Origin of the sequence: Micrococcus sp. KT16 (genome assembly GCF_003315015.1) — a bacterium.
Lineage (GTDB): Bacteria > Actinomycetota > Actinomycetes > Actinomycetales > Micrococcaceae > Micrococcus > Micrococcus luteus.
Genome location: NZ_QNRG01000015.1, coordinates 23,718 through 46,285 on the forward strand (window position 1 = coordinate 23,718; position 22,568 = coordinate 46,285).

At 70.2% G+C, this 22,568-nt stretch carries 21 protein-coding genes; 5 read left to right on the forward strand and 16 right to left on the reverse strand.

Going from position 1 to position 22,568, the window contains the following annotated elements; genetic code table 11:
• Positions 1 to 18: 18 nt before the first annotated feature.
• The 5 genes from pgsA to DE149_RS10270 all read right to left on the reverse strand — a co-directional run bounded on the left by pgsA (position 19) and on the right by DE149_RS10270 (position 7,471).
• Positions 19 to 630, reverse strand: coding sequence for a phosphatidylinositol phosphate synthase (gene pgsA / locus DE149_RS10250; protein ID WP_044659663.1), 612 nt, complete (start codon positions 628 to 630; stop codon positions 19 to 21).
• Positions 630 to 1,310 (reverse strand): HIT domain-containing protein, encoded by a 681-nt coding sequence (locus DE149_RS10255; protein WP_044659662.1) that lies wholly within the window; start codon positions 1,308 to 1,310, stop codon positions 630 to 632. The genes pgsA and DE149_RS10255 overlap by 1 nt, the downstream gene beginning before the upstream one ends.
• Positions 1,307 to 3,325: a threonine--tRNA ligase gene (gene thrS, locus DE149_RS10260; RefSeq protein ID WP_044659661.1), complete on the reverse strand. Its 2,019-nt coding sequence runs from the start codon at positions 3,323 to 3,325 to the stop codon at positions 1,307 to 1,309. The genes DE149_RS10255 and thrS overlap by 4 nt, the downstream gene beginning before the upstream one ends.
• 109 nt (positions 3,326 to 3,434) lie before the next feature.
• A complete protein-coding gene (locus DE149_RS10265; protein ID WP_113914432.1) occupies positions 3,435 to 7,148 on the reverse strand; it encodes a DNA polymerase III subunit alpha in 3,714 nt (1,237 codons plus the stop codon).
• The gene (locus DE149_RS10270) at positions 7,145 to 7,471 is read right to left on the reverse strand and encodes a DUF6504 family protein (RefSeq protein ID WP_036338972.1); all 327 of its coding nucleotides are present in this window, start codon (positions 7,469 to 7,471) and stop codon (positions 7,145 to 7,147) included. Before DE149_RS10270 ends, DE149_RS10265 begins: the two co-directional genes overlap by 4 nt.
• A 475-nt stretch (positions 7,472 to 7,946) precedes the next feature.
• Here DE149_RS10270 and DE149_RS10275 point away from each other — a divergent pair, with 475 nt between their 5' ends.
• Positions 7,947 to 8,666, forward strand: coding sequence for a DUF6318 family protein (locus DE149_RS10275; RefSeq protein ID WP_113914433.1), 720 nt, complete (start codon positions 7,947 to 7,949; stop codon positions 8,664 to 8,666).
• A gap of 473 nt (positions 8,667 to 9,139) precedes the next feature.
• On the forward strand, positions 9,140 to 9,610 hold the full coding sequence (locus tag DE149_RS10280; protein WP_004167595.1) for a PKD domain-containing protein: 471 nt from the start codon (positions 9,140 to 9,142) through the stop codon (positions 9,608 to 9,610).
• 68 nt (positions 9,611 to 9,678) lie between these two features.
• Here the strand turns inward: DE149_RS10280 and DE149_RS11870 are convergent, their stop codons facing one another.
• The 3 genes from DE149_RS11870 to DE149_RS10300 form a co-directional block, all read right to left on the reverse strand.
• On the reverse strand, positions 9,679 to 10,395 hold the full coding sequence (locus DE149_RS11870) for a hypothetical protein (protein ID WP_233490738.1): 717 nt from the start codon (positions 10,393 to 10,395) through the stop codon (positions 9,679 to 9,681).
• A gap of 213 nt (positions 10,396 to 10,608) precedes the next feature.
• On the reverse strand, positions 10,609 to 11,430 hold the full coding sequence (locus tag DE149_RS10295) for an SOS response-associated peptidase (protein ID WP_113914435.1): 822 nt from the start codon (positions 11,428 to 11,430) through the stop codon (positions 10,609 to 10,611).
• Between the two features lies 1 nt (position 11,431).
• The gene (locus DE149_RS10300) at positions 11,432 to 11,689 is read right to left on the reverse strand and encodes a hypothetical protein (RefSeq protein ID WP_113914436.1); all 258 of its coding nucleotides are present in this window, start codon (positions 11,687 to 11,689) and stop codon (positions 11,432 to 11,434) included.
• Positions 11,690 to 11,894: 205 nt separating this feature from the next.
• Here DE149_RS10300 and DE149_RS10305 point away from each other — a divergent pair, with 205 nt between their 5' ends.
• Genes DE149_RS10305 through DE149_RS10315 form a run of 3 tightly spaced genes read left to right on the forward strand, consistent with a single transcriptional unit; the run spans position 11,895 to position 14,298 of the window.
• Entirely contained in the window at positions 11,895 to 12,989 is a 1,095-nt protein-coding gene (locus DE149_RS10305; RefSeq protein ID WP_036338955.1) for an S-(hydroxymethyl)mycothiol dehydrogenase, read from the forward strand.
• The gene (locus DE149_RS10310; protein WP_036338953.1) at positions 12,989 to 13,645 is read left to right on the forward strand and encodes an MBL fold metallo-hydrolase; all 657 of its coding nucleotides are present in this window, start codon (positions 12,989 to 12,991) and stop codon (positions 13,643 to 13,645) included. The genes DE149_RS10305 and DE149_RS10310 overlap by 1 nt, the downstream gene beginning before the upstream one ends.
• Before the next feature lie 32 nt (positions 13,646 to 13,677).
• The gene (locus DE149_RS10315) at positions 13,678 to 14,298 is read left to right on the forward strand and encodes a uridine kinase (RefSeq protein WP_113914437.1); all 621 of its coding nucleotides are present in this window, start codon (positions 13,678 to 13,680) and stop codon (positions 14,296 to 14,298) included.
• Positions 14,299 to 14,329: 31 nt separating this feature from the next.
• On the opposite strand, the gene DE149_RS10320 is transcribed toward DE149_RS10315, so the two are convergent.
• The 8 genes from DE149_RS10320 to DE149_RS11600 form a co-directional block, all read right to left on the reverse strand.
• Positions 14,330 to 15,100 (reverse strand): lipoate--protein ligase family protein, encoded by a 771-nt coding sequence (locus tag DE149_RS10320; RefSeq protein WP_113914438.1) that lies wholly within the window; start codon positions 15,098 to 15,100, stop codon positions 14,330 to 14,332.
• A complete protein-coding gene (locus tag DE149_RS10325; protein ID WP_036313183.1) occupies positions 15,097 to 15,963 on the reverse strand; it encodes a thioesterase family protein in 867 nt (288 codons plus the stop codon). Before DE149_RS10325 ends, DE149_RS10320 begins: the two co-directional genes overlap by 4 nt.
• Before the next feature lie 87 nt (positions 15,964 to 16,050).
• Positions 16,051 to 16,728, reverse strand: a complete 678-nt coding sequence (locus tag DE149_RS10330) for a methionine ABC transporter permease (RefSeq protein WP_036313181.1) — start codon at positions 16,726 to 16,728, stop codon at positions 16,051 to 16,053.
• On the reverse strand, positions 16,725 to 17,819 hold the full coding sequence (locus tag DE149_RS10335) for a methionine ABC transporter ATP-binding protein (protein WP_083325258.1): 1,095 nt from the start codon (positions 17,817 to 17,819) through the stop codon (positions 16,725 to 16,727). Before DE149_RS10335 ends, DE149_RS10330 begins: the two co-directional genes overlap by 4 nt.
• 3 nt (positions 17,820 to 17,822) lie before the next feature.
• Positions 17,823 to 18,728, reverse strand: coding sequence for a MetQ/NlpA family ABC transporter substrate-binding protein (locus tag DE149_RS10340; RefSeq protein ID WP_073115374.1), 906 nt, complete (start codon positions 18,726 to 18,728; stop codon positions 17,823 to 17,825).
• 507 nt (positions 18,729 to 19,235) lie between these two features.
• A complete protein-coding gene (nrdF, locus tag DE149_RS10345) occupies positions 19,236 to 20,219 on the reverse strand; it encodes a class 1b ribonucleoside-diphosphate reductase subunit beta (RefSeq protein WP_152743901.1) in 984 nt (327 codons plus the stop codon).
• A 192-nt stretch (positions 20,220 to 20,411) separates the two neighbouring features.
• Positions 20,412 to 21,161, reverse strand: coding sequence for a hypothetical protein (locus DE149_RS11595; RefSeq protein WP_143739777.1), 750 nt, complete (start codon positions 21,159 to 21,161; stop codon positions 20,412 to 20,414).
• Positions 21,161 to 22,450: a type ISP restriction/modification enzyme gene (locus DE149_RS11600; RefSeq protein ID WP_147084476.1), complete on the reverse strand. Its 1,290-nt coding sequence runs from the start codon at positions 22,448 to 22,450 to the stop codon at positions 21,161 to 21,163. Before DE149_RS11600 ends, DE149_RS11595 begins: the two co-directional genes overlap by 1 nt.
• Positions 22,451 to 22,568 lie beyond the last annotated feature (118 nt).

Sequence of the window (22,568 nt, forward strand, 5' to 3'; positions counted from 1 at the left end):
GTCCTGCGGCCGGGCCGGTCAGACGTCGTCGCGCGCCTGGCGGCGCACCACAGCCATGCGCTGGCCGACGGTGACCAGGGAGGCTGCGGCGAGCAGCCCCAAGGTGACGGCCAGGACGACCGGGGGCAGACCGAGGCCGGTGAGGCCGGCGACCACGAGGGTGGCCACGAGCCGTTCGGCGCGCTCGGCGATGCCCACGTGCGCGTCCCAGCCGAGGGCCTCCGCCTTGGCGCGCACGTAGGAGACGAGCATGCCCAGGGCCAGGCAGGCCCCGGAGAGCGCGCCGACCGCGGGTGCGGCGCCGACGCCGAAGCCCCACAGGCACAGCCCGAGGAACACGGCCGCGTCCTGCACGCGGTCCAGGGTGGAGTCGAGGAACGCGCCCCAGCGGCCGGTGGACCCGGCCTCGCGCGCCATGATCCCGTCCACCAGGTCCGAGAACACGAACGCGGTGATGAAGAGCGTGCCCCAGAACAGGTGCCCCAGGGGGAAGAGCACGAGCGCGCCCAGGCTCACGCCGAGTGTGCCGACGACCGTCACGGTGTCCGGACTGACCCCGGCCCGCAGGAGCGTACGGGCCACCGGGGTGAACAGGCGGGTGGTGACGCCGCGCGCGTGACGGTCCAGCATCAGGCGGGGTCTCCGGCCCCCGGGCGAGGATGCTCGGCCGCGGCACGGGCGTTGGCCGCCCGGCGCGCGGCGTGGTCCCGGGCGGCCCGGTCCCAGACGCCCGCGAGGATCTGCCGGGTCTCCCCCAGGGTCTGCGACATGTTCTTGGTCCGAGCGATGATCGGCAGGAAGTTGCCGTCGCCGGTCCACCGCGGCACCACGTGCTGGTGCAGATGGGCCGCGATCCCGGCGCCGGCCACCGCCCCCTGGTTCATGCCGAGGTTGTAGCCGGACGCGCCGGCGGCCTGGCCGAGGGCGAGCATCGCCGTCTGGGTCAGCTCCGCCATCTCGGCGGCCTCCTCCGTGGTGGTGTCCGTGTACAGGGGCACATGGCGGTAGGGGCAGACGAGCAGATGACCGGGGTTGTACGGGTACAGGTTCAGCACCACGTAGGCGGTGCGGCCGCGGTGGACGATGAGGGAGTCCTCATCGTCGCGCTGCGGGGCCGCACAGAACGGGCAGGTGTGCTCGTCCTTGACCTGGCCCGTCCCCTTGGACACGTACGCCATGCGGTGGGCGTTCCAGAACCGCTCGAAGGCGTCCGGGGCGCCGGGCAGCTCGAAGCCGTCCGTGGCGGCGGCGTCCGCCGACGCGCGGGCCTGCGCCCGCGCGTCGGATCCGCCGGTGCCGGGGCTGGTCATGGGGTGACCTCGCGCTCGCGCACCGCCTTCACGATGCGTTCGATCGCCTCCTCCACCGGCACGCCGTTGTCCTGGGTGCCGTCGCGGAAGCGGAAGGACACGGCGTTCGCCTCCCTGTCCTCGCCGCCGGCGATCAGCACGAACGGCGCCTTCTCCTTGGCCGCGGTGCGGATCTTCTTCGGGAAGCGGTCCGAGGAGTCGTCCAGGCGCGCCCGGATCCCCTCGGCACGCAGCTTCGCGACGACGTCGTCCAGGTAGTCGTTGAATGCCTCGGCCACCGGGATGGCCACGACCTGCTCCGGGGCAAGCCAGGCCGGGAACGCGCCGGCGTAGTGCTCGGTGAGGACGCCCAGGAAGCGCTCGATGGAGCCGAAGAGGGCGCGGTGGATCATCACGGGGCGCTGACGGGTGCCGTCGGCGGCCTGGTACTCGAGGTCGAAGCGCTCGGGCAGGTTGAAGTCCAGCTGGATGGTGGACATCTGCCACGTACGGCCGATGGCGTCCCGGGCCTGGACCGAGATCTTCGGGCCGTAGAACGCGGCGCCGCCCGGATCCGGGACGAGCTGCAGACCGGAGGCCTCCGCGACCTCGGCGAGGGTGCGGGTGGCCTCCTCCCAGATCTCGTCGGAGCCGACGAACTTCTCCGGGTCCTTCGTGGAGAGCTCGAGGTAGAAGTCGTTGAGGCCGTAGTCCTTGAGCAGGTCGAGGACGAAGTTGAGCGTGGTGGTCAGCTCCTCCTTCATCTGCTCGCGGGTGCAGTAGATGTGGGCGTCGTCCTGGGTCATGCCGCGCACGCGCGTGAGCCCGTGGACCACGCCGGACTTCTCGTACCGGTACACGGAGCCGAACTCGAACAGCCGCAGCGGCAGCTCACGGTAGGACCGGCCGCGGGAGCGGTAGATCAGGTTGTGCATGGGGCAGTTCATCGGCTTGAGGTAGTAGTTCTGCCCCTGGCGCGTGATCTCGCCGGTCTCGGGATCACGGACCTCGTCGATGTGCATGGGCGGGAACATGCCGTCCGCGTACCAGTCGAGGTGGCCGGACACCTCGTAGAGGTGCTGCTTGGTGATGTGCGGGGTGTAGACGAACTCGTAGCCGGCCTCGGTGTGGCGCCGACGGGAGTAGTCCTCCATCTCCTTGCGGATGATGCCGCCGCGCGGGTGGAACACGGGCAGGCCGGAGCCGAGCTCGTCCGGGAAGGAGAAGAGATCCAGCTCGGCGCCGAGCTTGCGGTGGTCGCGGCGCTCGGCCTCGGCGAGGCGCTCCTGGTAGGCCTTGAGGTCGTCCTTGCTGGCCCAGGCGGTGCCGTAGATGCGCTGCAGCTGCTTGTTCTTCTCGTTGCCGAGCCAGTAGGCGGCGGCGGAGCGGGTGAGCGCGAAGCCGTTGCCGATGAGCTTGGTGGAGGGCAGGTGCGGGCCGCGGCAGAGGTCGCACCACACGGCGTCGCCGGTCTTGCGGTCCACGTTGTCGTAGATGGTGATCTCCCCGGCCCCGACCTCCACGGAGGCGCCCTCGCCGGCGGTGTCCGCGGCATCCTTCTTGCCGAGCAGCTCGAGCTTGTAGGGCTCGTCCGCCATCTCGGCGCGGGCGGTCTCCTCGTCCACGACGCGGCGGCGGAAGGTCTGGCCGGACTTCACGATCTTCTGCATGAGCGAGGAGATCTGCTTGAGGTCCTCGGGGGTGAAGGGCTCGTCGACGTCGAAGTCGAAGTAGAAGCCGTCCGTGATGTACGGGCCGATGCCGAGCTTGGCGCCCGGGCGCAGCTGCTGCACGGCCTGGGCCATCACGTGGGCGGTGGAGTGCCGCAGCACCTCGAGGCCCTCGGGCTCCGTGATGTCCACCGCTTCGACGGACGCGCCGGCGGGGATCTCCCGGGCCAGGTCCCAGAGCAGGCCGTCCACCCGCATGACGGCGGTGGTCGGCTTCTCGCGGAAGAGGTCGAGGCCGGTGGTGCCGTGCGTCACCTCCCGCAGCTCTCCGTCCACGGTCAGCAGGATGTTCTTCGGCTCCGACACGGTGCTCCTTCGAGGTCTGGCTTCGGGATCGGTGGCGTACGGGGGCCACCGTCGGCCGCGTCCCATTCTAGGGGCGCGGCCGGACGGCGGGGCACGGAGGCGAGCGGTCTCATCTGTCCGGGGTGGGCAGCAGCTCCCACGTCTCCGGGTGGGGCACCGGGATTGGGGTGTGCTCCGGCGCGGGACGGCCGGGTGCCGCGCGGTCAGGTGCCGTGCGGCCGGGGCGGGTCCCCTCGCCCGGTCCGACGTCGGTGCGCACCTTCACGGGCCAGCCGCCCGTGCCGTGGTGCGGGATGTCCGGCAGGGGCTGCGCCCCGGTGCCCGCCCGGCTGCTGCGGCGCGCGGCGGCGGCTCGGCGGTCCGCCGCGAGCCAGTCCCGCCACTGCTGCCGGGTGGCGTCCAGGTAGTCGGGGTCCGGGAGCGTCTCGGGCCGGTGCAGGTCCCAGGCGCGCACGGCCTGGACGGACACGGCCCGGTCGCCGGTGCGCCGGACGGTGCCCTCGATCAGCAGGAGGCGGGCGGAGAAGAGCATCTCCCCGGAGGCGTGCTGGGCCTCCGTGAAGAAGGAGGCGTCCACGCAGCCGGTGCCGTCGTCCACGGAGAGGAACACCACCCGCTTGCCGCTGCGCATGGGCGGGGTCTGGGTGGCCACGCGCACCCCGGCCACGAGCACCCGGGACTGCGTGCGCAGCCCGAGCAGGTCCTTCGCCCGGGTGACGCCGAGCGCGTCCAGGTACGGGGCGTGGGAGTCCATGAGGTGGGCGGTGACGTCCAGGGCGGTGAGCTCCAGCTCGGTGCGGACCCGGGCGGCCGGGGCCGGGTCCGGGAAGAGCGGGGCGAGGGCGGTGAGCTCGGTGTCCGGCAGGTCCAGGGCCAGCTGGCCCTCCACCTGCCGTGGACGGGCGGACCGCGAGCGCGGGGCGGTGCGGCCGGGGGCGGTGCCGTGGGTGGTGGAGTGCTGGAGTTCGAGGTGGTGGACGAGGTCGATGCGGGAGGCGCCGCCGGGTGGGAGGAGGCAGTCGAGGGCGCCGAGCTGGGCGAGGCGTTCGAGGTTGCGGGCGGTGGGGCGGGCGCGGTCGCGGACGTCGGCGAGGGAGCGGTAGGGGCGGCCGGCGTCGAGGCGGTCGGTCTCGGCTTCGCTGAGTCCGGAGAGGCTGGTGAGGGGCAGGCGGATGCCCCAGCGGCCGGGGGCGCCGTCGTCGATCTCGGGGTGGGCGGGGACCCATTCGACGTGGACGTGGCGGGAGGAGGCGTTGACGTCCACGGGGAGGACGGGGATGCCCATGCGGCGGGCCTCGGCGACCATGAGGCGGGCGGGGTACATGCCGGGGTTGTGTTCGAGGATGGCGGCCATGAAGGCGGCGGGGTGGTGGGTCTTGAGCCAGGCGGAGTGGTAGGTGGGGACGGCGAAGGCGGCGCCGTGGGCCTTGCAGAAGCCGAAGGAGCCGAAGGCGGAGAGGGTGGCCCAGACCTCGTCGATGACTTCGAGGGAGTAGCCGCGGGCGAGGGCGCCGGTGCGGAAGGCCTCTTCGACGAGGTGTTCCTGCGGGCCGCCGAGGAGGCGGCGGTGCTCGTCGGCGCGGGCCAGTCCGCAGCCGGTCATGACGTCCATGGTGCGCAGGACCTGTTCGTGGAAGACGGTGACCCCGTGGGTCTCGGCGAGGACGGGCCGCAGGTCGGGGTGCGGGTAGTGGGCGGGTGCCCAGCCGTGCCGCTGTTCGAGGAAGGGTCGGACCATGTCGGACTGCATGGGGCCGGGGCGGAAGAGGGAGATGTCCACGGTGAGGTCGTTGAACTCGCGGGGGGCGAGTTTGCCGACGAGTTCGCGCTGGCCCGGGGACTCGATCTGGAAGCAGCCGAGGGTGTGGGTGGTGCGGATCATCGCGTAGGTGGCGGGGTCGTCGAGGGGCACCTGTTCGAGGTCGATGCGCTCGCCCGTGGTGCGTTCGACCTCGGCGATCGTGTAGGCGATGGCGGACTGCATGCGCACGCCGAGGATGTCGAGCTTGAGGAAGCCCATGGGGTCCATGTCGTGCTTGTCGAACTGGCTCATGGGCAGGCCCATGCCGGAGGGTTGGACGGGGGTGCGGTGCAGCAGGGTGGCGTCGCCGAGGATGACGCCGCAGGGGTGCATGGAGATGTGGCGGGGCAGGCGGTCGAGGCGTTCGGTGAGGTCGACGAGCAGGTCCAGCTGGCGGTCGCCCTCGGCGCGGCCGGACTCGATGCGGCGGGAGAGGCCGCCGAGTTCGGGCATGCGCTGGAGGGCCTCGCGGAAGTTCGAGGCGGAGAAGCGCCAGAGCTGCTTGGCGATGGCGTCCACCTCGGGTTCGGGCATGCCGAGGGCGAGGCCGGCGTCGCGGACGGCGCCGCGGGCCCGGTAGGCGTTCTGCATGCTCATGAGGGTGGTGCGCTCGGCGCCGAAGCGATCGACGACGGCGTGGTAGATCTCGTGGCGGCGGGCGGACTCCACGTCGATGTCGATGTCCGGGAGGGTGGAGCGGTCGGTGGAGAGGAAGCGCTCCATGATCAGGCCGTTGGCCATGGGGTCGACATGGGAGATGCGCAGGGCGTGGTTGACGAGGGAGGAGGCGCCGGAGCCGCGGGCGGCCACGCGGATGCCCATGCCCTCGATGAGGTCGACGACGGCGGCCACGGTGAGGAAGTAGGAGGAGAAGCCGAGTCGGGTGATGATGCCGAGCTCGTGTTCGGCGCGGTCCTGCAGGTCCCGGGCCGCCTGGCTGGTGCCGGGGAGGCCTCCCCCGGTGTGGAGGTGGGGGTAGCGGGCGAGGAGGCCGGTGCGGGTGCGCTCGCGCAGCACGTGCTCCGGGGGGCCGTCGATGCCGATGACGGCGGCCTCGGGGACGCGGGGCACGCCCCAGCCGAGGTCGGTCTCGGGGTCGAGCGCGCAGGCCTCGGCGAGGCGACGGGTGGCCTCGAGCAGGGGGGCGGGGCGGTCGTCGGCGGCGGAGGCGACCTCGTGGGCGATGCGGTGCATGGCGGCGGTGGACTTGAGCCAGCCCTGTCCGTTGGGCTGCAGGTCGTGGAGGGCGTCGAGGGAGCTGAGGGCGCGGACGGCGTCGAGGACGTCCGCGGTGGCGGCGCCGTCCGGGGCCGCGTAGCGCACGGCGTTGGTCAGGACGGCGGGGATGCGGGCCTGGCGGGCGGCGCGGAGGGTCTTCACGGCGTGCCCGGTGTCGAGGCGGCGGCCGGGGGCGGAGAGGTGGGTGACGACGTCGGCGTGGGGGCTGCCTGCGGGCAGGGCCGCCTTCCAGCGGCGCAGGGCGGCGAGGCCGGCCGCGTACCGGCGGCGGGCCAGGTGGCGGCCGACGTCCGAGTCCGGGCCGAGGAGGACGAACAGCTCGGGGGTGGGCGGGTTGTCCCGGTTGGCGGCGGTGGGGACCCGGCCGGCCGCCGCGGCGGCGAGCTCGGCGACGCTGGCCCAGGGGCTGCCGCCCGCCGCTCCCCCGGTGGTGCGGGCGTGGGCGGCGGAGACTAGCTCGCACAGGGAGCGGTAGCCGGAGCCATGACAGCCGCCTCGGGCGAGCACGACCACGCGGCCGGCGTCCTCGTCCTCGCTCCACCGGACGGCCAGGTCCACGCCCACGATCGGGGTGATGCCGTGGCGCAGGCAGGCGCCCACGTGCTTGGCCATGCCGTAGAGCCCGTCCCGGTCGGTGCAGGCCAGCAGGTCCATGTCCGCGGCCGCGGCGGCGGCCACGAGGTCCTCGGGCCAGCTGGCCCCGTAGTGGGCACTGAACGCGGAGGCGACGTGCAGGTGGGCGAAGGGGGCGGCGGTGCATCCGGCCGCGGCTGCCTGGCTCATGCCGACCGCCTCAGGTCCTGGGCGTGCTCGTGGACGCGCACGAGCCGCCACCGGCCGGAGTCCAGGTGGTGGGCGACGTCGAGGGTCTGCAGGGGCGCGGCGCCGGCCCGGGCCAGGCGGACCTGCAGCCGCCACATCTCGTGGTCGACGAGACCGGCGCCGCGGCCCTTCTCCGCGCGGACCTCCTCCGCCCACCAGCGGCGCCGCTCGAACCAGCGCACGGGGCGCTCTGCGAGGACGTAGTCCCGCCCGTTCCAGCGCAGCCCCTGCGGGGTGCCGTCTGCTCCGCACTCCACCGCCACCGACTGTGTGAGGACTCCCATTCTGCTTCTCTCCCTGTGCACTGCTGACCGGACCGACGACGGGGTGCCGTCGGGCGATGGGAGCGCGGCCCGTCCGGCGGACCGGACGCGGGGAAGAAGTGGGAAGGTGGGGCCGCACCCCCGATCGTACTCGAACATGTGTTCGAATGCGATGGGGGCGAATGTAGGGCGGCCGCCGGACACGTTAAGGACGCACCGCCCCGAGACGAGCGAGGCCGGGAACGCCCTTTTCGTGAGGCCGGCTGGCCGAGTCCTGGCCGTGGGCCTCGAATCCGACCCTGGGGCGCACATGCACGAGAAAATCGTCTCTTGGGCCGGAAGAAGTGCGTCGGCACGGCCCTGTGGACAATGCGAGCAGGACCACAATCCGTCTGCGTATACTCCGAACCAACCGGGCCTCGCATGCCACGGGCACCGCGCTGCGGGATCAGCGCGGGAGGCGCGGACACACGACGGACGTCCAGTTGGAGGGGAAATGTCTCTCACCGCACCCGGGCGCGCCCTGCGCCGCCGCCGATTCGCCCAGGCCGGCACGCTCAGCGTGGCCTTGGCGCTCGCACTGACCGCCTGCGGCGGACAGTCCGAGCCCGCCGAGTCGTCGACGACGTCGCCCTCGTCCGCCAAGCCCGCCGTCGAGACGTCCGCGAGCACGAGCGAGACCGCGGGCGTCAGCTCATCCCCCACGGCCACGGAGAGCAGGTCCGGCGAATACGTGCCCGCATCTGCCGACGGTCCCGCTCAGAACGTGCCCAAGCCGGAGATGCCCGCCGCCATGAAGGAAGAGACCAAGGAGGGCGCCGAGGCGGCGATTCGCTATTTCTGGGACGCGCACTACTACGCCGAGCAGACCGGAGACACGGAACTCCTCGACTCTCTCTACAGCGAGTATTGCGAGTTCTGTTCGGTCCGTAGCGACAGCATTGATGGAATTTATAAGGATGGTGGCTGGTACACCGGCACGGAACCTCGAATTGACTCGATGCTCACTGCACAGTCGGAGAACGGGTACATCTCGACGTTGCTCATCACAACTGAAGACGGGACCGGGTATTCCAGTGATGGCTCCATTCCAGAGGACGCCCGAGTCGCACATGCGTCGAAGCAGCCCTGGCTAGTAGAGGTCTCCTACGACACCAACAACGGCCGCTGGGTGATTGATGAAATGACCTACGAGGGTGGAGACCCGTCTCAATGAAGCACCAGACACTGATTGCTATGGCAGCGGCTATCACGCTAGCTAGTGTCGGAGCGACAGGCGCCTGGGCTGTCACTTCGCCTTCCTCCGCCACCTGCAAATCAACGAATATCAATTATTCCGCTCGATCAGACTCTTTTAATGGAACGTCTCACTGTCGTAATGAAAAAAGGCCTGATCGCAAAAGTGCTGTGACCGCGGGGAGCAGGAGTCGAGACTCTGGCAGAGACTCCCACCTAGAGCACAAGACGGTCAGTGCATGCTTCTCAGGGCAGCTGGGCAATCCGGATTTCGAGAGCTGCCGAGAGCAGGAGGACAACTTCTGCCCCGAGGGTTCATGGATCCGGGCGCAGACCATAGACACCCGTCAACCTGATGCGAATCCCGTCTATGGCGCCCCCAAATGTTGGACGGCCAAGGCCTCCAGCAACGGCGCCCCGCCCGTCTCCATCGACGAGGTCCGCACGCTCCTCGTGCTGGAGCCTGAGATCCGGTCGGACAACGGCGGACGCGGGATCCGCAATGCGGAGACGAACTTCTACGCAGACGCCGAGACGCGCACGCTCGTCACCACCCTCAACGGGGTCGAGGTCGAACTCCGCGCCACGCCGGTGAGCTTCCACTGGGATTACGGGGACGGGTCCCCCACCAAGACCACCTCGGTCGCAGGCCAGAGCCAGCCGGAGTTCAACGTCCCCACCCCCACGAGCCACGTGTACGAGGACACCGGGCAGTACACGGTCCGCCTCACCACCGTCTACATCGGCGAATACCGGGAGGCCGGGGGCGAGTGGGTGCTCATCCCGGGCACCATCAGCCTCGACTCGGCCCCCGTCACCGCGAACATCTGGCGCACCATCACCCGCAATGTCGCCGATGACTGCAGCGTCGACTCCTCAGCCTGGGGCTGCACCGGCCCCATCGAATCCGCTCCGGCCGGCTGAGCACAGACCGCGGGGCGGCCGACGGTCTCCCGTCCACCGCCCCGCGGCCCACTCGTCGGTCGGGTGTGTCAGACCCGGCGCACCCGCCCCCGGGCCATGAGCACGAGTCCCGCGCCGAGGGCCGCGAGTGCTCCGAGCACGCCCGCCGGAACCTCACGCCCGGTCTCGACCGTGTCCGGGGTCGTGTGGGTCTCCTCCCCGCCCGTTCCTTCTCCCGGCTCCTCCCCGGCCACGGGCGCCGGAGTGTCGACGGGCTCCTGCTCGGCGGGCGGCACCGGGTCCGCCTCGCCGGGAGACGGGGCGTCCTCCCCCGCCGGCACGTTCAGGGCCCGGGGCTTCTGCCCGTCCGCGAGCAACTCGACGAGCGCGAAGACGTCGGACCGCGCCGCGTCCTGGGTGATGATGACGTCCTCACTCTTGGTCATCCCGTCCAGCGACCAGTCGAGGACGAGGCGGTCGTCGGTCGGGCATGTCGCGTCGGCGAGGTAGTGAAACCCGGTGAAGGAGTCCACCGTGGTGTCGCGCCAGAGGGCACCCCAGCGCGGACCCCACGAGAGTTCCGCGACCGCTGCGTCGTCGCCCAGGCCTTCGGACCGGAACGGCAGCAGCACGCCCGACTCGGCGTGCTCCAGCGTGAGGAACCGCTCGGGGTAGTCCCCGAACACGGGGTCGGCCAGGCTGTGCTCGCCCCACGCGTAGACGAGTCCGGCAGAGGGGCCTCTGTTGCCCTCCGGAGTGCCGGCGGCCTCGTCATAGAGGGCGGCGGCCACCGGGGTACCGTCCACGGACAGGGTGAACAGGAGATGACCGTCTCCGGCCTCGCCGTGGCACCCCTCCAAAAGATGCGGCGCTCGCGCCGGCCCGGTGACATCCACGCTACGCAGAGCCCATTCTCAGGGGGAGTTCAGGACGGTCTCGGATCCGTCTCGATCCGATCACGGTGCCGCGGCACCGCGTTCCCGCGCCTCACGGGCAGGTCATCCCCGTCGCCCCGTCCCTCAGAGCAGCGTTCCCTGCTGCTCTCTCATCTCCTGGGTCAGCTCCGGCCCGTTGTTCCGGACATTCCCCACGGCGCCCCCCACGGGCCGCAGCGACCAGCCCGCCGCGACGTCGTACGCGCCGGCGCACACCTCGCCCACGAGGGCGTCGGCTTCTTCGGCAGACCCGAGCGTGTCCGGGGCGAGCCACCGGTCCATCGTCTCGGCGTCCATGGGCACGGGCATCCGGTCGTGCAGCTGGCCGAGTGCGGCGAGCACCGGCTCGTCGTCGTCCGCGTCGGGTGCGGCCATGGTGAGGATCGTCGTCGAGAGGACCCAGGCGTCCTCCCCCGCGGCCTGGGCCTCGGGGTCCTGCCACCACTCGTACAGGCCGGCGAACCAGATGACCGGCCCCTCGCCGTCCCCGGCCCCGGCCGGGTGCACGTAGTAGGGCTGCTTCTTCGCGGCCCGCCCGTCGGGACCCTTGGCGCCAGGCTCCGGCGTCTTCCACTCGTAGTAGCCCTCCACCGGCACGGCGCAGCGTCGAGCGCGGACGGCGGCCCGGAACGTCGGCTTGGAGGCCACGGTCTCCGAGCGCGCGTTGAACGCACGGGACCCCACGGACAGCTCCTTCGCCCACGGCGGCACCAGGCCCCAGCGCGCCACGTGGATCCGCCGGGTCACTCCGGCGCCAACGCCGTCCGCGTGCGCCACGAGGATCGGCACCTCGGCTGTCGGCGCCACGTTCCAGCTCTGGCGGAGCACCAGCTCCTCATTCGTCTCGGCATCGCCCAGGGCCACCAGGTCGCTCGTGGCGCGGGCCATCACGTAGCGGCCGCACACGTCAGCGGTCCCTCCCGTCCCGGCCACGCTCGACATACATCCACGCGATGCCGAGGGCGAAGCCCATCATCGCGCAGCCGAGCACATTGCCCCAGGGACTCTCGGTGCCCAGTCCGAACACCACTCCCAGGCCGACGCCGATCAGCAGCCCCACCAGCGGGATGCGCCACTGAGCGAGCGTGCCGGCACCGGCCGGAGCCCCGGCTGGAGCCTCCGGAGCCTCGGACGCCTCGTCCTCGTCTCTGCCATGTCGTGCCACGGTTCGCCCCTCCGTTCGCATCGATGTTGCGGGTCCGGTTGCAGTCTCCCCCGGCCGTCGTGGTGACGCCACACACCAGGCCCCCCGGCCGCTCACCGATGCGTCGCACAGGGTCCTGTGATGGGATGGGCAGAACGAGCCCGCACGTCGCGCTGCCCCACGCATGCGCGGCATCGGGCAGATCCCCACCACCAGGAGGAACAACGTGTCCCAGAAGGTCCGCGGCGTCGTCGCCATGGCGAAGGACGCCCCCGTCACCATCGAGACCATCGTCATCCCCGATCCGGGACCCGGCGAGGCCGTCGTCGACATCAAGACCTGCGGCGTCTGCCACACGGATCTGCACTACCAGCAGGGCGGGATCGGGGACGAGTACCCGTACCTGCTCGGCCACGAGGCCACGGGCGTGGTCTCCGCGATCGGCGAGGGCGTCGACCACGTCAAGGTCGGCGACACCGTGATCCTCAACTGGCGCGCCGTGTGCGGCGAGTGCCGCGCGTGCCGCAAGGGCGAGCCGAAGTACTGCTTCAACACCCACAACGCGACCCAGAAGATGACCCTCGAGGACGGCACGGAGCTGTCCCCGGCCCTGGGCATCGGGGCGTTCGCGGACAAGACGCTCGTCCACGCCAAGCAGTGCACCAAGGTCGACGGCGTCGACACTCCCGAGGAACAGGCCGCGGTCGGCCTGCTCGGATGCGGGATCATGGCCGGCATCGGCGCGGCCATCAACACCGGCGAGGTCAAGCTCGGCGAGTCCGTGGCCGTGATCGGCTGCGGCGGCGTCGGCGTGGCCGCGATCGCCGGGGCGAAGCTCGCCGGCGCCACCACGATCATCGCGGTGGACATCGACGCCAAGAAGCTCGCGAAGGCCGAGGAGCTCGGCGCCACCCACACCGTGAACTCGAAGGACGAGGACCCCGTGGAGGCCATCCGCGCGGCGACCGGCGGCTTCGGCGCCGACGTGGTCATCGAGGCGGTCGGCCGCCCGGAGACCTACGAGCAGGCGTTCTACGCCCGGGACCTGGCCGGCCGCGTCGTCCTGGTGGGCGTGCCCACCCCCGGCATGGAGCTGAAGCTGCCCCTGCTGGAGGTCTTCGGCCGCGGCGGCGCGCTGAAGTCCTCGTGGTACGGCGACTGCCTGCCGGAGCGCGACTTCCCGATGCTCGTGGACCAGTACCGCCTGGGCCGCCTGCCGCTGGACGAGTTCGTCACGGAGACCATCGCCCTGGACGAGGTGAACGAGGCCTTCGAGACGATGAAGTCCGGCGAGGTCCTGCGCTCGGTGGTGGTGCTCTGATGGCGCGCATCGATCACCTGGTCACCTCCGGCACGTTCTCCCTGGACGGGGAGACGTTCGACGTGGACAACAACGTGTGGATCGTCGGCGGCGCGGAGCAGTGCGTCGTCATCGACCCGGCCCATGATGCCTCGGCCGTCTGGAAGAAGGTGAACGGCCGCCAGGTGCTGGCCATCGTCCTCACCCACGGCCACGACGACCACATCCGCCAGGTCCAGGAGTTCCGCCAGATGGTGGACGCCCCCGCGCTGCTCCACCCCGCCGACCGCATGCTCTGGGACGACGTCTTCCCCGACGAGGAGCCCGATGGCGCGCTCGCCGAGGGCGACGTCCTGCGCGTGGCCGGCGTCGAGCTGCGGGTGCTGCACACCCCCGGCCACTCCCCCGGCTCGGTCTGCCTGTACGCCCCCGCCCTGGGCGAGGCCGGCGACGACGGCGCCCCGACCGGCGTCGTGTTCTCCGGCGACACCCTGTTCCAGGGCGGGCCCGGCGCCACCGGCCGCTCGTACTCGGACTTCGACACGATCATCGAGTCCATCCGCGAGCGCCTGCTCTCGCTGCCGGAGGCCACCGTGGTCCACACCGGCCACGGCGACTCCACCACGATCGGCACGGAGAAGCCGCACCTGCAGGAGTGGATCGACCGCGGCCACTGAGGACGCGCCGAGGTGGGGAAGAATGGTCCCCCGTGACCATCCTCCCCGCCTCGCCCCCTCCCTCCGTGATCCTGCTCGGCGGCGCGTCGGGCTCCGGCAAGTCCTACCTGGCCCGGCGGCACGGCCGGCCCCACCTCTCGCTCGATGCGTTCTACCGTCCGCAGTCCGACGACGGCGCCGCGGGCGGGCCCGGCCCCGTGTTCCCGCGCACCCCCTACGGCGAGATCGACTGGGACCACCCCGGAACATGGGATGAGCAGGCGGCCGTGGACGCGGTCGTCGAACTGCTCGAGGAGGGCGCCACGCGTGTGCCCGACTACGACATCTCCACGTCCTCCGTCCGCGGGCACAGCACCGTCGCGCTCGAGCCGGGCGGGGTGATCGTGGCGGAGGGCATCTTCGCCGAGCGCATGCCCGCCGCCCTGGACCGGGCCGGGGTCGGCTACGCGGCCTGGTACATCGACCAGGCGCGGACCACGACGGCGGCCCGCCGGTTCGTGCGCGACGTCGCCGAACGCCGCAAGCCGCTGCCGTTCCTCGTGCAGCGGGGCTGGTCCCTGTACCGGACGGACGCGGCGCGCCGGGCGGCGGCCGTGGCGGCCGGCTTCACCCCGCGACGCAAGCGGGAGATCATCGCGGATCTCACGGCCTGACGGCCCGCCCGCAGTCTGGCCGCCCGTGCCCTCAGCCGGAGGTGCCCGCAGCGAGGACGGCGAGCTGCTCGTCTACCACCTCGAGCCCGGCGGCGGCCGCCCACGCCGTGTACTCCTCCCGCAGGGCCGCGGCGAACGCGGGGACGCTCACCCCGGGGCGCACGTCCTCGGCCGCGCCCGCCGTGCGGGGGTCCATGTCCAGACCGAGCTCCCGGTAGACGTCGACGAGCACGGCCCGCAGCGGAGCGGGGTCGGACACCACCACGTGGGTGGAGAACAGGAACGCCCCCTTCACCACGCGCTGCGCGGAGCCGGCCAGCTTCACCGGGTATGTCGGCGCAGGGCCCTGCACGGAGAACTCGCCCGGGCAGTACTCCCCCGGGATCTCGCCCACGGAGGCGGGCACGTCCACGCGCGCGAACGCCCGCACGAACAGGTCGGCGAACTCGGCGAACCGGGCCTGCTGCGTGAGTGCCGCGTCCTCCTGCTGGCTCAGGTGGTCCACCACCAGGCAGCCGTGATGGTAGGCCGCCGCCCTCCCGCCGGCCCGGCGCACCGCCGGCGCGAAGCCGTGGGCCCGGGCCGCCGCAGCCGCGGCCGCGAAACCGGGCAGCCGGGCGTCGCGCTGGCCGAACGCGACCGTCGGTTCGGGCACGTAGACGCGGATCAGGTCCTCGAGGGCCCTTCCCTCGGCCGCGGCGGCGCGGAAGACGGCCAGCTCGTCCATGGCCCAGTCGAGGTCTTCAGCGGCCCCGAGGGTCCGCTCCTGCACGGCCCAGCGCAGCCGGGGAGCTGCGCTCACAGGCCGCCCTCGGCCGGCCAGGAGCGCAGGGTGAGGGTCTGCTCGGCGTGGGCGAAGGGGCCGTCGTCGTCGTGGAGGACGGTGCTGGTCAGGCCCACGCCGTCCGGGCCCACCGTGACCTGCCCCGCGAGGCCGAGCCAGTGGCCGGTGGGCTCGCGGTACAGGTGGATCTGCAGGTCCACGTTGGGGAAGAACCACCCGCCCGGTTTCGCCGGCAGGGCCGGGGCGATCCCGTTGGCCGCGTCGGTGAGGCTGATCAGGCGCACCAGGTCGCTCGTGCTCTCCCCCGCCACCATCTCGCGGTCCGTGGTGAGCCACACCCGGCCGTGGCCCGGCCCGTGGCCGGGCAGGACGACGCCGTCGAGGGAGGCGATGTACCCGCCTCCCCATCCGTGGAGCGCGTTGTGCGACTGCGCCTGCGAGCGCGGCGGGAGGGGCTCGTCCGGCAGCTGGGCGACGGCGGAGGTGTCCGAGGTGGACAGCAGCCAGGCGCGCAGGGTCAGCACGGTGCGGCCCCGGGCGTGGAGCACGGACTCGACAAGCTCGATGGTGCGGCCCGGACGCAGGGTGCGCGTGACCACCTCGAGCTCGCCCGACCAGAGCGTGCCCAGGATGTCGTAGGAGAGCCGTCCCACCCGCAGCCCGGGAGTGGTCTCGTGCGCAGCCACCTCGTGCAGCAGCAGGCCCGAGACGGCGGCCATGTGCATCTCCTCTTCCCGCCATGCGCCCTGGGCGTGCACGGTGGAGCGCACGCGGGAGGTGCGGACGCCGTCGGCGTCCACGGTGGGCTCGCCGAGGCGGACGTAGAAGGCCAGGGGATCGCCGGCGACGGAGGTCGCGGGGGTGGAGGTGATGTCGGTCATGGGCCGAAGTCTGCCAGAACGACGACGACGGCCGGTGACGTCCCCGCGGGATGTCACCGGCCGTCGTCGTGCGGACCGAGCCGGGGTTCAGCGGCGCATGACCTTGCGGGCGATGCCGTTGCCGATCAGCTGCAGCGCCTGGACGAACACGATCACCACGATCACGGCCAGCCAGGTGACCTCCGGACGGAACCGGTTGTAGCCCTCCACGATGGCGAAGTTGCCGACGCCGCCGCCGCCGATGATGCCCGCCATCGCGGACATGTCCACGAGCGAGATGATCACGAACGTGAAGCCGAGGATCAGCGGGCCGAGGGCCTCGGGCAGCACCACGGCGCGCACGATCCGCATGCGGGAGGCGCCCATCGCGCGGGCGGCCTCGATCACGCCGGGGTCCAGCGAGACGAGGTTCTGCTCCACGATGCGGGCGATGCCGAACGTGGACGCCCAGATCATGCAGAACACCACGGCGGTGTTGCCGATGCCGGTGCCGAGCACCGCGATGGTCAGCGGCTGCAGGGCGGCGATGAGGATGACGAACGGGATGGGCCGGATGAGGTTCACGATGAAGTTCGTGACCAGGTAGACGGCACGGTTGGCGAAGATGCCGCCCGGGCGCGTGGTGTAGAGGACGAGCCCGACCAGCAGGCCGAGGATGCCGCCGAGGATGAAGGACCAGCCGACCATGTAGAGGGTGTCCCCCACGGCGGTCATCAGCTCGGGGCCGTAGTACCCCCAGTCGAGGTTCTGGAATCGGTCGATCACTGGTGCACCTCCTGCACGTCTCCGGCGCCGGCCAGGTCCGCGACAAACGCGTCCACCGCGGCGGCCTCGCCCGTGAGCGCCACGGTGAGCAGGCCGTACGCGGAGTCCTTGGTGGCGGACATGCCGCCGTGGACGATCTCGAAGCCCACGCCGCGCGTCGATGCGGTGCCGAGCACCGCCGAGACCGCGGCGGAGTCCTTGAGCGAGACCATGATCAGCCGACCCTCGGTGCGCGCCCGGATGCGGGCCACCTCCTCGGCATTCGGCCGGTCCTTGAGCGCCGTGGCCACGAAGGACGCGGCGTCGGCGGAGTGGGCGGGCCGAGAGAAGAGGTCGTAGACCTTGCCGGACTCCACCACGCGGCCGCTGTCCATCACGGCGACGCGGTCGGCGATCGAGCGGATGACCTCCATCTCGTGGGTGATGGCCACGATCGTGACCCCGAGCTCCTCGTTGACGCGGCGCAGCACGGAGAGCACCTCGTGCGTCGTCGAGGGATCCAGGGCGCTGGTGGCCTCGTCTGCGAGCAGGATCTCCGGCTCGGCGGCCAGGGCGCGGGCGATGCCGACGCGCTGCTTCTGGCCGCCCGAGAGCTGCTCCGGGTAGTGCTTGGCCTTGTCCGCCAGGCCGACGAACTCGAGCAGCTCCGCCACGCGAGCGCGGCGTTTGGACCGCGGCCAGCCGGCCGTGTCCAGAGCGAACTCGATGTTCCCGGCCACCGTGCGGGAGGTCAGCAGGTTGAACTGCTGGAACACCATGCCGATGCGGGTGCGCAGCGGACGCAGCTTCGCTTCGGAGAGATGGGAGACCTGCTGGCCCAGCACCGTGACGGTGCCCGACGTCGGCTTCTCCAGCCCGTTGATCATGCGGATCAGGGTGGACTTTCCGGCGCCGGAGAAGCCGATGACGCCGAAGACCTCGCCGCGGTTCACGGCGAGCGAGACGTCGTCCACGGCCTTCACACCGGCACCCTTCTTGGTGGCGTAGACGCGGCTGACGTGGTCGAAGACGATGACCGGCTCCCCCGGGGCGCCCGCGGAGGGGCGCCCCGGGGTGACCGCGTCACGGTCGGACGTATGGGAACCTGCCATGGATCAGGCGCCCTGCTTCGCGATCGCGTCCTGGTACTGCTTCAGGGTCTCGTCGATCTGGGCGGTGTCGAGCTGCACCGGCACGCTCGTGCCGGAGGAGAGCTTCGCGGACTCGTCCAGCACGGGCTGCTCGTGGTACAGGGCCGCGATCTTCTTGTAGGTCTCGTTGTCGCGGTCCTCGCGACGCACGGCGAAGCCGTTGACGTACGGCTTGGCGGAGTCGTCCTCGGGGTCGTCCTTGAACAGGGCGGTGTTCGTGTCGATGCCGGCGTCCGCCGAGAAGGTGTTGTTGATGACCGCGCCCTGCACGGACTCGAGCGCGTTCACGGTCTGCTGCGCGGCCACGGGCTGCACCGTCACGGTGGAGGCGGCCTCGTCGATGTCGCGGACCTCCGGGCGGATGGTCTCATTGGACAGCTTCAACAGGCCGGCGGCGACGAGCACATTGATGGCACGGGCCTGATTCACGGTGTCGTTCGGGATGGCGACGGTGTCGCCCTTCTTGAACTCGGAGACGTCCGTGTACTTCTTGGAGTACAGGGGCAGCGGGATGATCTCGGTGGTCCCGATCATCGTCAGGTCCTTGCCGGAGGCCTGGTTGTAGTCGGCCAAGTAGGCGATGTGCTGGAACCAGTTCATGTCGATGTCGCCGTTGTCCAGCGCCGGGTTCGGCTGCGTGTACTCGGTGAAGTTGCGGATCTCGACGTCGATGCCGTGCTTCTCCTTCGCGAGCTTCACCAGGGCGCGGTGCGACTCGTTCTCGGACACGACGCCGATGCGCACGGTCTGGGCGCCGTCGTCGCTCTTCTCCTCGGCCTGCGAGTTGCAGGCGGTCAGGGCGAACGCGCCGACGGCGGCCAGGGACAGGCCGGCGAAGGAGCGGCGGGAGATGTTCGAGGGGGTCGTCATGGGGTTCTCCTTGGAGGACGGTGCGACGTCGCCGGCGCGGGTGGGCACGGCGGGTGCGGAACGGTGCGGGGTGGGCCGTGCGGTGGGTGATTCCCCGCGGGGCACAGCACGGCGGGCGGGGGGCGAGAGACGCCCCGAGCCGGAGGCCGGGATCCTTTCGAACGCTGCTCTTGCCCGTCCCCCAGTCACCGCGGGCTCCCCTCGAGGGGTCTGCACGCAGCGGAGGCAGGCCGCTTCTCGGTCCGTTGCCACCCGTGAACATGGGGTTGGCGAGCGGCTCGTCGTGGGACCACGTGGACCCGCCGAGGCGGGGTCCACAGCCGCTTCTCCTGAAGCTGGGCCCAAGCGTATCGCAGCGTGTGCGCTCCATCGGGCAGGGCGGTGACGCGCAGCGTCATACTGCGGGCCCGGGTGTCGACGTGTGATGCCCCCGCGAGACGACGACGGCCGGGCGCCTCCGCGGGGAGGCGACCGGCCGTCGTCGGGACGGGGCTCAGGCGGACGGGATCAGAAGTCCCAGTCCTCGTCCTCGGTGTTCTCGGCCTTGCCGATCACGTAGGAGGAGCCGGAGCCGGAGAAGAAGTCGTGGTTCTCGTCCGAGTTCGGGGAGAGCGCGGAGAGGATGGCGGGGTTCACGTTCGTGGTCTCGGCCGGGAACATGGGCTCGTAGCCCAGGTTCATCAGCGCCTTGTTCGCGTTGTAGTGCAGGAACTTCTTCACGTCCTCGGCCAGACCGACGGCGTCGTAGAGGTCATGGGTGTACTCGACCTCGTTCTCGTACAGCTCGAACAGCAGCTCGAAGGTGAACGCCTTGAGCTCCTCCCGCTTCTCCTCCGGCAGGGTCTCGATGCTCCGCTGGTACTTGTAGCCGATGTAGTACCCGTGCACCGCCTCGTCGCGGATGATCAGGCGGATCAGGTCGGCGGTGTTGGTGAGGCGGGCGTGCCCGGAGAGGTACATGGGCCAGTAGAAGCCCGAGTAGAAGAGGAAGGACTCGAGCAGGGTGGAGGCGATCTTCTTCTTGTACGGATCCTGGCCGTCATAGCGCTCCACGATCAGGCGGGCCTTGGCCTGCAGGTTCCGGTTCTCACGAGACCAGCGGAACGCCTCGTCGATCTCCGGGGTGGAGGCCAGCGTGGAGAAGATCGAGGAGTACGACTTCGCGTGCACCGACTCCATGAACGCGATGTTCGTGAGGACGGCCTCCTCGTGCGGGGTCATGGCGTCCGGGATGAGGGAGACGGCGCCCACGGTGCCCTGGATCGTGTCCAGCAGCGTCAGGCCCGTGAACACGCGCATGGAGAGCAGTCGCTCCTCATCCGTGAGATGGGACCAGGACTGGACGTCGTTGGACAGCGGCACCTTCTCCGGCAGCCAGAAGTTGTTGACGAGGCGGTTCCACACCTCCACGTCCTTCTCGTCCTGAATGCGGTTCCAGTTGATCGCCTCGACGAGGTGGGACTGCTGGGTCTCGGTCACGGCAGGGCACATCCTTCAGAAGAATTCGTTGAGAATCCGCGGATTCCGGGGGCTCTCGAGAGCACGGGCATCGGGGCGCGGGTCCGGGTCAGTCTAGGCGCTGGGTGCCGCTGGGGCCATGGAGGCGAGGGTGTGGTCGGCCACCCTGGCGCGAAGTCGCTTCCACCCCGCTGGACCGATGCCGGTCCGACACGTCCCCAGATTTTAACCCTCGCCGCGCTCCGCCATGCTGGCGACGGTGAGTGCTCGTTCGAGCTGGGCATGCGCCATCGGCGCGTCGATCATGCGCCGGATGGATTCAGGATCCGAAGCCTTTCCAGGGACCCGGAGCGCGTCAGCCACGATCCGTGTCACGTCGTCCGCTTGGAGTCGGGCCACTGCCTTTTCCCACTCGTCGCGACGCACCACTGAGGCATCGGTCTTGTCGGCACCGGTAGCATCCGCTGTCGCCATCCGATCGCGCAGGGCGAGGCCGAGCATGAAAACGCTGACAAGATTCGCACGGGCCGCCTGCCCACTCGGGTCATCCCGTATGGCTTGGAGTGTTTGTTCCACAGACCGGCGGAAGGCCTGAGGTGACATGGCTGCAACAACCTGCACCTGCCGGACCTGCTGCAGTCGTTCGGTCCGCGTCAAACGGGCCCAGAGTGCTCGAGCCTTGGGAACGGCGACTGCGCCTGCCCAACGCCCAACGGCGGGTAGGGCATAACGGATGCCGACACGCACGAGCGCACCAGCTGCCAGCACAAGGAGCGCCTCCCACTCCTGGGCGGCCTGGCCGCCAATGCGGTGGCTGGAGGCCCCGCCCGTCGGCCCGTCCTCGACCCACCGCCATGCCGCATGACCGCGGAGTTTCCCTTGATCGTCGAAAAGGTGACCGGTCTTGGCCCCGCCGCCATTCCTGGCATTTCCTAAACGCAACCCATCCGGAATCTCCGGCTCCCAGCGTCCCATCACTCCACCTCCAGCGTCGGCAGTGCATCGACGATCTTCATGGTCTCCACGCTTACCGTCACGATGCGGCCGAGCAGGTCGCGGATGTAGCGCGGGTCGCCGTGTTCGCGGCCCCAGTCATTGGGGTCGTTGACGATCCCCGAAGCCTTGTCCGTCTTCACCTGGTAGCGCTCGAGGATCCAATCCACGGCAGAGCGCGACCCGAGCGTGTACCGCTGGACCTCTTCCGGCAGGCCGGTCAGGGTGAGGTAGCCGTTGTACTTCACGGTGGTTTGGTCCCACGCACCGGCCTTGCCGCCGTACTTCATCTGGGTGACCCGGTACCGCTCGACCTCGTCGAGCGCCTCCGGATCGATGGCCCAGTGCTCCTGCAGCGAGTAGGGCTCCACGGACTCGTAGCCGATATGCAGCTCGGAGAGCGCCCGGCCTGCATTGGAGAACGCCCGGAAGTCCGACGACGGCACCTGCGGAATGCGCGGCAGCATCTTCCTCAGGTCCGCTGCGAACCTCTCCCGGTAATCGGGCGAGTGCAGCACGCCGTAGACGTAGTAGAAGATATCGTCCTTCGTCACCGCCTCGCCGTATTTGGCACGGTAGGACGCCAGGGTGGCGTCCGTGATGTTGTCCACTCGCGTGTAGGCCGCGCTGCCCGAGGTTGTCATCGCGGCTTCGGCAAACAAGTCACCCTCAAACTCGACGTAGGTGTAGCGAGGAAAGAACTGACCCTGTCCAGATCCCCAATAGGAGAGATCCGGCAGAGCGTCCGTCGCCAAAACACTGAACCACTTATCGCTACCAGGGCCTACCATATAAAAACCTACGTTTTTCGAAATCTCATCCGGAAAAAATCGTCGCATAGCGGCCGGACGATGGATCAAATCTGGATTTGCTGTGACGTAACGCTTGTTGAATGGGCGATACGACGCCGGGTGGAACCGAATCGGGTTGACGCAGATCTTCCGGCCCGCCTCGTGACGCGCAACGAGTGACGAGCTCCAGCTAACGTGGCTGGGGTCCATGTCGCGTTGACCAGCTTCTATGCCAGCATTGAAGTAATCAGAAATACGTTTCACTTTCTCATGAAGGGATTCCTTTGAATCAGAGTAGACCCAGGCATCACGATTCGTCTGGAGTCCAGCGCCATTGGACGCAAAAATTGCGTTGCGACCGTCTTTCATGGACAGCGGATGGAATGTGTGGAACCGTTCATCCCGCTGATTGATCCAATCACCCTCGGCGTTCGGGGTGATCTCCTGCCAGTTCAGAGACCCCAGCGTCGCCTGATCCACCAGGTTCAGTTTGGCCTCCCGGTCTAGGTGTAGGAGGGCATGACGTTGTTGACTCGGGCCGGTGCCAACGAGGTCGGAGGAGCGTCTCCGCAGGAGGTATGAGGCCGATGGTAGTTGT

What these genes read in the sequence shown, in the direction of transcription:
- pgsA (WP_044659663.1), bottom strand. Translation starts at nt 630, where the DNA reads ATGCTGGACCGTCACGCGCGCGGCGTCACCACCCGCCTGTTCACCCCG.
- DE149_RS10255 (WP_044659662.1), bottom strand. Translation starts at nt 1,310, where the DNA reads ATGACCAGCCCCGGCACCGGCGGATCCGACGCGCGGGCGCAGGCCCGC.
- DE149_RS10265 (WP_113914432.1), bottom strand. Translation starts at nt 7,148, where the DNA reads ATGAGCCAGGCAGCCGCGGCCGGATGCACCGCCGCCCCCTTCGCCCAC.
- DE149_RS10270 (WP_036338972.1), bottom strand. Translation starts at nt 7,471, where the DNA reads ATGGGAGTCCTCACACAGTCGGTGGCGGTGGAGTGCGGAGCAGACGGC.
- DE149_RS10275 (WP_113914433.1), top strand. Translation starts at nt 7,947, where the DNA reads ATGTCTCTCACCGCACCCGGGCGCGCCCTGCGCCGCCGCCGATTCGCC.
- DE149_RS10310 (WP_036338953.1), top strand. Translation starts at nt 12,989, where the DNA reads ATGGCGCGCATCGATCACCTGGTCACCTCCGGCACGTTCTCCCTGGAC.
- DE149_RS10325 (WP_036313183.1), bottom strand. Translation starts at nt 15,963, where the DNA reads ATGACCGACATCACCTCCACCCCCGCGACCTCCGTCGCCGGCGATCCC.
- DE149_RS10335 (WP_083325258.1), bottom strand. Translation starts at nt 17,819, where the DNA reads ATGGCAGGTTCCCATACGTCCGACCGTGACGCGGTCACCCCGGGGCGC.
- DE149_RS10340 (WP_073115374.1), bottom strand. Translation starts at nt 18,728, where the DNA reads ATGACGACCCCCTCGAACATCTCCCGCCGCTCCTTCGCCGGCCTGTCC.
- nrdF (WP_152743901.1), bottom strand. Translation starts at nt 20,219, where the DNA reads ATGTGCCCTGCCGTGACCGAGACCCAGCAGTCCCACCTCGTCGAGGCG.
- DE149_RS11595 (WP_143739777.1), bottom strand. Translation starts at nt 21,161, where the DNA reads ATGGGACGCTGGGAGCCGGAGATTCCGGATGGGTTGCGTTTAGGAAAT.